At 62.7% G+C, this 7,040-nt stretch carries 6 protein-coding genes; all 6 read right to left on the minus strand.

All coding sequences use genetic code 11. From position 1 onward, the window contains the following. Positions 1 to 7: 7 nt before the first annotated feature. The 6 genes from mraY to rsmH are packed head-to-tail and all read right to left on the minus strand — an operon-like array spanning position 8 to position 7,040. The gene (gene mraY, locus M2A_RS06910; RefSeq protein ID WP_045444848.1) at positions 8 to 1,099 is read right to left on the minus strand and encodes a phospho-N-acetylmuramoyl-pentapeptide-transferase; all 1,092 of its coding nucleotides are present in this window, start codon (positions 1,097 to 1,099) and stop codon (positions 8 to 10) included. Beyond that, positions 1,096 to 2,523 (minus strand): UDP-N-acetylmuramoylalanyl-D-glutamyl-2,6-diaminopimelate--D-alanyl-D-alanine ligase, encoded by a 1,428-nt coding sequence (locus tag M2A_RS06915; RefSeq protein WP_052379264.1) that lies wholly within the window; start codon positions 2,521 to 2,523, stop codon positions 1,096 to 1,098. The genes mraY and M2A_RS06915 overlap by 4 nt, the downstream gene beginning before the upstream one ends. Continuing rightward, positions 2,520 to 3,977, minus strand: coding sequence for a UDP-N-acetylmuramoyl-L-alanyl-D-glutamate--2,6-diaminopimelate ligase (locus tag M2A_RS06920; RefSeq protein ID WP_045444982.1), 1,458 nt, complete (start codon positions 3,975 to 3,977; stop codon positions 2,520 to 2,522). Before M2A_RS06920 ends, M2A_RS06915 begins: the two co-directional genes overlap by 4 nt. Before the next feature lie 14 nt (positions 3,978 to 3,991). Continuing rightward, the gene (locus M2A_RS06925; protein ID WP_052379265.1) at positions 3,992 to 5,722 is read right to left on the minus strand and encodes a peptidoglycan D,D-transpeptidase FtsI family protein; all 1,731 of its coding nucleotides are present in this window, start codon (positions 5,720 to 5,722) and stop codon (positions 3,992 to 3,994) included. After that, complete coding sequence (ftsL, locus tag M2A_RS06930) at positions 5,722 to 6,081, minus strand: cell division protein FtsL (RefSeq protein WP_045444851.1); 360 nt, start codon at positions 6,079 to 6,081, stop codon at positions 5,722 to 5,724. The genes M2A_RS06925 and ftsL overlap by 1 nt, the downstream gene beginning before the upstream one ends. Beyond that, the gene (gene rsmH / locus M2A_RS06935) at positions 6,078 to 7,040 is read right to left on the minus strand and encodes a 16S rRNA (cytosine(1402)-N(4))-methyltransferase RsmH (RefSeq protein ID WP_045444854.1); all 963 of its coding nucleotides are present in this window, start codon (positions 7,038 to 7,040) and stop codon (positions 6,078 to 6,080) included. The genes ftsL and rsmH overlap by 4 nt, the downstream gene beginning before the upstream one ends.

Here is a 7,040-nt window from a genome sequence, read left to right on the forward strand (position 1 = left end):
TGAACTCCTATCTGATCTTCAACGTGGCAAGGCCGGCAATGGCCAGCACGACGGCGATGATCCAGAAGCGGATCACGATGGTCGGCTCGGCCCAGCCTTTTTGTTCGAAATGGTGATGCAGCGGCGCCATGCGGAAGACGCGCTTGCCCGTAAGTTTGAAAGAGGCGACCTGCACGATGACGGAAACGGCCTCGAGCACGAAAAGCCCGCCGATGATCGCCAAAACGATTTCGTGCTTCGTCGCAACGCTGATCGAGCCGACCGCGCCGCCGAGCGACAGCGAGCCCGTATCCCCCATGAACACCATGGCAGGCGGGGCGTTGTACCAGAGAAAGCCGAGCCCCGCGCCCAGAAGCGCGCCGCAGAACACCGCAAGCTCGCCTGTGCCGGGCACGAAATGGATTTGCAGATAATCGGCAAAGACGCCGTTGCCGACGAGATAAGCGATAAAGCCGAAGCTCGCCATGGCGATCATCACCGGCACGATGGCGAGCCCGTCGAGCCCGTCCGTCAGGTTGACCGCATTGGAGGCGCCGACAATCACGAACATGCCGAAGAGAATGAAACCGAAAATGCCGAGCGGCAGGAGCACATCCTTAAAGAAAGGAATGGCCAGCGAGGTGGAAAGCGGTGAAGCCCCCACCCGCGCGATCGCATAAACCGCGGCGAGCGCGATCATCGCTTCGAAAAATAGTTTGATCTTGCCGGGCACACCCGCCGTGTTGACCTTGGAAACTTTCATGTAATCGTCGGCAAAGCCGATGGCGCCGTAGCCGAGCGTGACAAGCAGCACGATCCAGACATAAGGATTGGCAAGGTCGCCCCAGAGCAGAACCGCCGGCACCATGCCGAGCAGGATCAAAAGCCCGCCCATGGTCGGCGTGCCTTTCTTCGTCAGAAGGTGCGACTGCGGTCCGTCTTCGCGGATGGGCTGACCCTGGCTCTGCCGCGCACGCAGCCCCTCGATCACCATGGGGCCGAGCAGAAAGCTGACGAGCAGCGCCGTGAACATCGCCGCCCCCGTGCGGAAGGTGATGTAGCGGAAGACGTTGAAGACGGATACTTGATCCGCATAGTCGGTAAGCAAGTGATAGATCATGCGCGGCCCCTTTCCGGCAGATCCCTGCCATCCCCGTTCAGCTCCGTCAGCGCGGTAACGATCACAGCCATTTTCGAACCGAGCGAACCTTTGACCATCACGGCATCGCCGGCGCGCAGCTGCGCCAGAAGCGGCTTTACCAGCCCTTCGGAGTTTTCCGCATGGAAGACATCGATGGCGCTGGCCGCCGCTTTGCAAAGTTTTTTCATGTGGGGGCCGCAGGCATAAAGCTGCGCGACACCGGCTTCGGAGAGTGCATCGGCAAGCCTCGCATGCAGCGCGTCCGACTGCTCACCCAGCTCCAGCATGTCGCCAAGCACCGCGATACGCCGCCCCTGCCCGCGCGGCTGTGTCCGGCCCAAGGCGGCAAGCGCCGCGCGCATGGAGGCAGGATTGGCGTTGTAGCTCTCATCGATCAGCAGGAAATCGTATTTCCCGCCTTTGATGTGGCGCCGCCCGCCGCGCCCGGACGGCGGCGTCAGATCGGCCAGCTTCAAAAGTGCGCGCGCCAGATCACCCTCCACCGCTTTAACGGCACCGAGAACGGCCAGAGAATTTAGAACGATATGCTGCCCCGGAATGCCGAGCTTGTAGGTCACGCCTTCGCCGGCGACGGACGCGCAGACGCAGGAACAGGCTTCATGCAGCACGGATTTTTCAAGATGAATATCCGCCGCCTTATCCGCCCCGAAGCTGAGAAGACGGACATTCGGCACTTTTTCCGCCACTGCCTTCAGCCGCGCGAAATGCGGATTATCGCGATTGAGGATGGCCGTGCCGCCTGCCTTAAGGCCCGCGAAGATTTCCGCTTTCGCATCGGCGATTTCTTCAACGCTGCTGAAAAACTCAAGATGTACCGGCTCGACCGTCGTAATGATGGCGACATCGGGCTCTACCATTTTCGAGAGCGGCGTGATTTCTCCGGCATGGTTCATGCCGATCTCGAAAATGCCGAACTCCGTTTCTTTGGGCATGCGCGCCAGCGACAGAGGCACGCCCCAATGATTGTTGTAAGAGGCAGCCGAGGCATGAGCCCGCCCCTGGCCCGCGAAAATATGCAAGAGCGCTTCCTTCGTGCCGGTCTTGCCGACACTGCCCGTCACCGCAATGATCTTGGCCTTGGTGCGCGCGCGGGCGGCCCGGCCAAGTGCCTGAAGCGCGGCAAGCGTATCCCCGGCAATCAGAAGCGGACCGGCGGCGCGCATCGCATCGGTCGGCCGAGAGACAAGCGCAGCTGCGGCACCCGCCTCAAAGGCTTTGCCCACATAGGCATGGCCGTCGCTATTGTCGCCGTCGAGCGCCACAAAAAGATCGCCAGGCTCGAGCGTGCGGGTGTCGATGGAAACGCCGCTTACCGAGAACGCCGCCGTCAGCTCGCCGCCCGTGGCTTTCACCGCCTCTTCGCCCGTCCAAAGCGCGCTCATGCCAGCCCTCCCATTTTCTGAAGAGCAGAAGCCACCGCCTCATGATCGGAAAAAGGAACGGTCTTCGCACCGATCGTCTGACCCGTTTCATGGCCCTTGCCGGCGACGACAAGTACATCGCCTGCCCCCAGCGCTTCCATGGCAATGCGGATCGCCTCAGCCCGGTCGCCGATCTCCACCGCCTCCGGCGCGCCCGCCATGATCTCAGCGCGGATCGCAGCCGGTTTTTCCGAACGCGGATTGTCGTCTGTCACGAAGACACCGTCGGCAAGTTCGGCGGCAATCCGGCCCATTTCCGGGCGTTTGCCTTTATCTCGATCCCCGCCGCAGCCGAAGACGACAAGCAACCGCCCCTTGGCATGGGGACGCAGCGCATTCAGCGCATTGGCAAGCGCGTCGGGCGTATGGGCATAATCGATGAAGACGCTGGCACCATTTTCAAGATGCGCCGCCTCTTCCAGCCGCCCGCGCACACCGCGCAGCGAAGAAAGCGCCTCGAATGTTTTAGCCGCGTCCGCGCCGCAGCCGATGACGAGGCCCGCTGCGACAAGCGCATTGGAAGCCTGAAACTCGCCGACCAGCGGCAGGTCGATTTCGTAATGCTCACCTTTATGGATGATCTGCAGCGTCTGGCCGCGCGGATGCGCGCGCACGCCTTCAAGGCAAATATCCTGCCCGCGCCGGCCGACCGCGATGATCCGGTGTCCGCGCGCCCAGGAAACGGCTTCGAACTCGGCAAATTGATTGGCATCGGCATTGAGCACCGCCACACCGCCCGGCCCCATCACCTCGCCGAAGAGCCGCAGCTTGGCGTAAAGGTAGTCGCCGAATGTGGCATGGTAATCCATATGATCGCGGGTGATGTTGGTGAAAGCCGCCGCTTTGATCTTCACCCCGTCCATGCGGTGCTGGGCGAGCCCGTGGCTCGAGGCTTCCATGGCCAGCATGGCAATGCCCTCGCCCGCCAGCGCCGCGAGTTCTTTTTGAAGACGCACGGGATCGGGCGTCGTAAAGCCGAGCGGACGCGTCTCGCCCGCCATCTCGATGCCGAGCGTGCCGAGGCTTGCCGCTTTCAAGCCCTGCAATTCCCAAAGCTGGCGCGTGAAAGAGGCGATGGAAGTCTTGCCGTTCGTCCCCGTAACCGCCGCGACCGTTTCAGGCTGGGCGCCGTAAAAGCGCGCCGCCATCAGCGCAAAGCGCCGGCGGGGATTGCGGTCGATAAGATGCGGCACACTCAAAGCGCCCGAGCCGGCATCAGGCCCGCTCAGGATCGCAGCGGCGCCTTTATCCAGCGCATCGGCAATGAATTTGGCGCCGTCCACATTCACGCCGGGCAGAGCGGCGAACAAATAGCCAGGCGCGACCTCACGGCTATCCGCCGTCAGGCCGGCAATCTCCACCCCATCCCCATTGGGGAGGGCGGCGCCCGGTCCTATCAATTCGTTCAGCTCCATCGCGTGCATCATTCCTATTCGGTTCTGATCAGGCTGGCTTCCTGCACCGGCGAAACCCAGCGCTCGGCGGGCTTCACGCCCAGGAGCGGGGCAATACGCTGCACGATGCGCCCGGTAAGCGGGGCGGCATTCCAACCAGCCGTTGCATATCCAAAAGTTTCCTTCGTGCCTTTCGGCTCATCCAACACAACCAACATGGCAAATTGAGGGTCATTTGCGGGGAAAGCGGACAAAAATGAGGTAATAAGAGATTTTTTCGAATAGCCGCCCGCCACCGCCTTTTCCGCCGTGCCGGTTTTACCCATCACCGGATACCCCGGCACATCCGCGTTGCTGCCCGTTCCCTCTTCCACGACGAGGCGCATCAGCGCGCGCATCGCAAGACTGGTCTTTTGCGAAATGACTTGCGGGCCTGCCGCCGGCACTTTTTGGCGCAGGAAGGTCGGCGTCACCTTGTAGCCGCCATTGACGAGCGTCGCGCCCGCCGCGGCAACCTGCAGCGGGGTGACGGAAAGCCCGTGCCCATAGGAAATCGTCATCATGGAAATATCGGTCCAGGGGTGGGGCAGAAGCGGCGTGCCCGATTCCGGCAACTCGATACCCGCGCGCGTCAAAAGACCGAGCTTGCCGAGGAAAGCCCGGTGCTCGTCCCGGCCCACATCCATCGCCATTTTCGCAGTGCCGATATTCGAGGAATGCATGAAGATTTCCGGCACCGACATCCAGCGGCGCTGAGCGTGATAATCATTGATCGTGAAGCGGGCAACGCGGATGGGCTCGCGCGCATCATATTCCTGCGCAAGGCTCACCCGCCCGCTTTCAAGCGCCGCGGCCGTGGTAAAGGCCTTGAAGGTCGAACCCATCTCATAAACGCCGAGGCTTGCCCGGTTGAAACGGGCAAAATCGCTCGATGCCGTGGGATCGTTGGGATCGAAATCGGGCAACGAGGCCATGGCCATCACTTCGCCCGAGCGCACATCGACGACGACACCGGAAGCCGCCTTGGCGGAGAAGGTTTTCATCGCCTCCGACAATTCGCCGGTCAGAATGTGCTGCACACGCAGATCGATGGAAAGACGGACGGGCTTGCCTTGCTCGGCTTCCCCGCGCGTGTCGAGATATTTCTCGATGCCGGAAATACCCTGATTGTCGATATCGACATAGCCAAGCACATGAGCGGCGGCGCGGCCGTTCGGGTAAACCCGTTTCAGCTCGCGGCGGAAATCGATCCCGGGAATACCGAGATTGTGAATGGCATATTGCTGGCGCGGCGACAGATCCCGCTTCAGCCAAACGAAGGCGCGCTCGCTGGAAAGATCGGCCCGCACCTTCTCTTCATCGAGTTCGGGCAGCACCCGGACAATCTGGCGCGCAGCCTCACCGGGTGAAAGCACCTTGCGCGCATCGGCAAAAAGCGAGGCGGTGATGATATCCGTCGCCATGATCTCGCCGTTCCGGTCCACGATATCGGGCCGGGCCGCCTGCACCGGCGCAGGGGGCACATAGGCATGGCGCACATCGGCATCGGACGCCGCGCCCAATAGCGCAAGGCGCCCCGCCACCACGGCAAAGGCGCCGACGAAGAAGACCAAAGCCAGCGACAGCCGCCGCCGCCCGCCATCCAGCACCCGCGCGTCCGGCTGCGCCGCGCCAGAGGAGGCAAAATCGGGCCGGGCGATCATGTCATAGCCGATACCCGCAGCCCGCGACCCGCGCCCTTGCTGAGATGAAAATCCGCGCGCCATCACTGCACCCCCGTGCTTGGGGCAATGCCCGCATAGCCGCCAAGCGCCTGGCGCCCGGCGGGACCGAAGAAATCTTCATCGCGCGGCGGCATCGGCAAATCGTCGAATGTGGCGATCTGCGAGGCATGGAGCGGGGCAAGCTGCAAATGACGGTCGGCCAGCGCCTGCAGGCGGTCCGGCTGCGTCAGATAGGAATGCTCGGCCCGCAAAACGCGGATCGCATCTTCCTCGTTCAAAATATCCTGCTGAAGTTTCGCCCGCACATCTTCCTGCGCATCGATGCGGTACTTCACATTGTAAAGCACCACCGAGAGCGTGATGACGAGGATAAAGGAAAGAACGTTCAAGAACCGGATCATAGCGTCCCCTCCAGTTGCGGCACCTTGCCAAGACCGAGCGAGGCAAAGTCGAGCGGCAGGGCCGGCGCGCTGCTGCGCACGCCCGCGCGCAGCTTCGCCGAACGGGCGCGGGGATTGTCCCTGGCTTCTGCCTCGCTTGCCGCCCGTGCGCCGCGGAAAAGCAGCGAGAAAGACGCAGGCGCGCCTTCTTCGGGAAGCGGCATATGCCGGGAGACGGTGCGCTGCGCGCCCGAACGCTCGGCCAGGAACTTCTTGACGATCCGGTCTTCCAGCGAATGGAAGGCAACGACGGCGAGGCGTCCGCCTTCGCGCAGCAAATGTTCGGCGCCGCTCAGACCCCGCGCCAGCTCGCGCAGCTCGTCATTGACGAAAATGCGTAAAGCCTGAAACGTGCGCGTTGCCGGGTGAATGCGCGAAGCGCCCCGCCCGCCCACGGCGCGCGCGACGATCTCGGCAAGCGCGCCCGTGCGCGTGATTTTTTCCTTGCCGCGCGCCTGCACGATGGCGCGGGCGACGGCGCGGGATTTCTTTTCCTCGCCATAGATGAAGATGATGCGCGCAAGCTCGGCTTCCTCGCATTCATTGACGACATCGGCCGCGCTTGGCCCCGCGCTTGCCATGCGCATGTCGAGCGGCCCGTCGGCCATGAAGGAAAACCCGCGCTCGGCCTGATCGAGTTGCATGGAAGAGACCCCCACATCGAGCGCGACGCCATCCACCGCCGCGACGCCGCGCTCGTGGAGCAGGGCCTCCATATCACCGAAACACCCTTCAACGAGGGTGAGACGGCCGCCAAATTCTTTTTCGATCACGCGCCCGCGTGCCAGCGCTTCAGGGTCCCGGTCGATCGCATAGACCTTGCAATCGGCTTCCTGAAGAATGGCCCGCGTGTAGCCGCCCGCGCCGAAGGTCCCATCGACATAGATCCCGCCATCTTTGGGCGCCAGACAGTCGAGCAC

This window comes from Tepidicaulis marinus, from assembly GCF_000739695.1.
GTDB classification, from domain to species: domain Bacteria; phylum Pseudomonadota; class Alphaproteobacteria; order Parvibaculales; family Parvibaculaceae; genus Tepidicaulis; species Tepidicaulis marinus.

What these genes read in the sequence shown, in the direction of transcription:
- M2A_RS06920 (WP_045444982.1), bottom strand. Translation starts at nt 3,977, where the DNA reads ATGGAGCTGAACGAATTGATAGGACCGGGCGCCGCCCTCCCCAATGGG.
- mraY (WP_045444848.1), bottom strand. Translation starts at nt 1,099, where the DNA reads ATGATCTATCACTTGCTTACCGACTATGCGGATCAAGTATCCGTCTTC.
- ftsL (WP_045444851.1), bottom strand. Translation starts at nt 6,081, where the DNA reads ATGATCCGGTTCTTGAACGTTCTTTCCTTTATCCTCGTCATCACGCTC.
- M2A_RS06925 (WP_052379265.1), bottom strand. Translation starts at nt 5,722, where the DNA reads ATGGCGCGCGGATTTTCATCTCAGCAAGGGCGCGGGTCGCGGGCTGCG.
- M2A_RS06915 (WP_052379264.1), bottom strand. Translation starts at nt 2,523, where the DNA reads ATGAGCGCGCTTTGGACGGGCGAAGAGGCGGTGAAAGCCACGGGCGGC.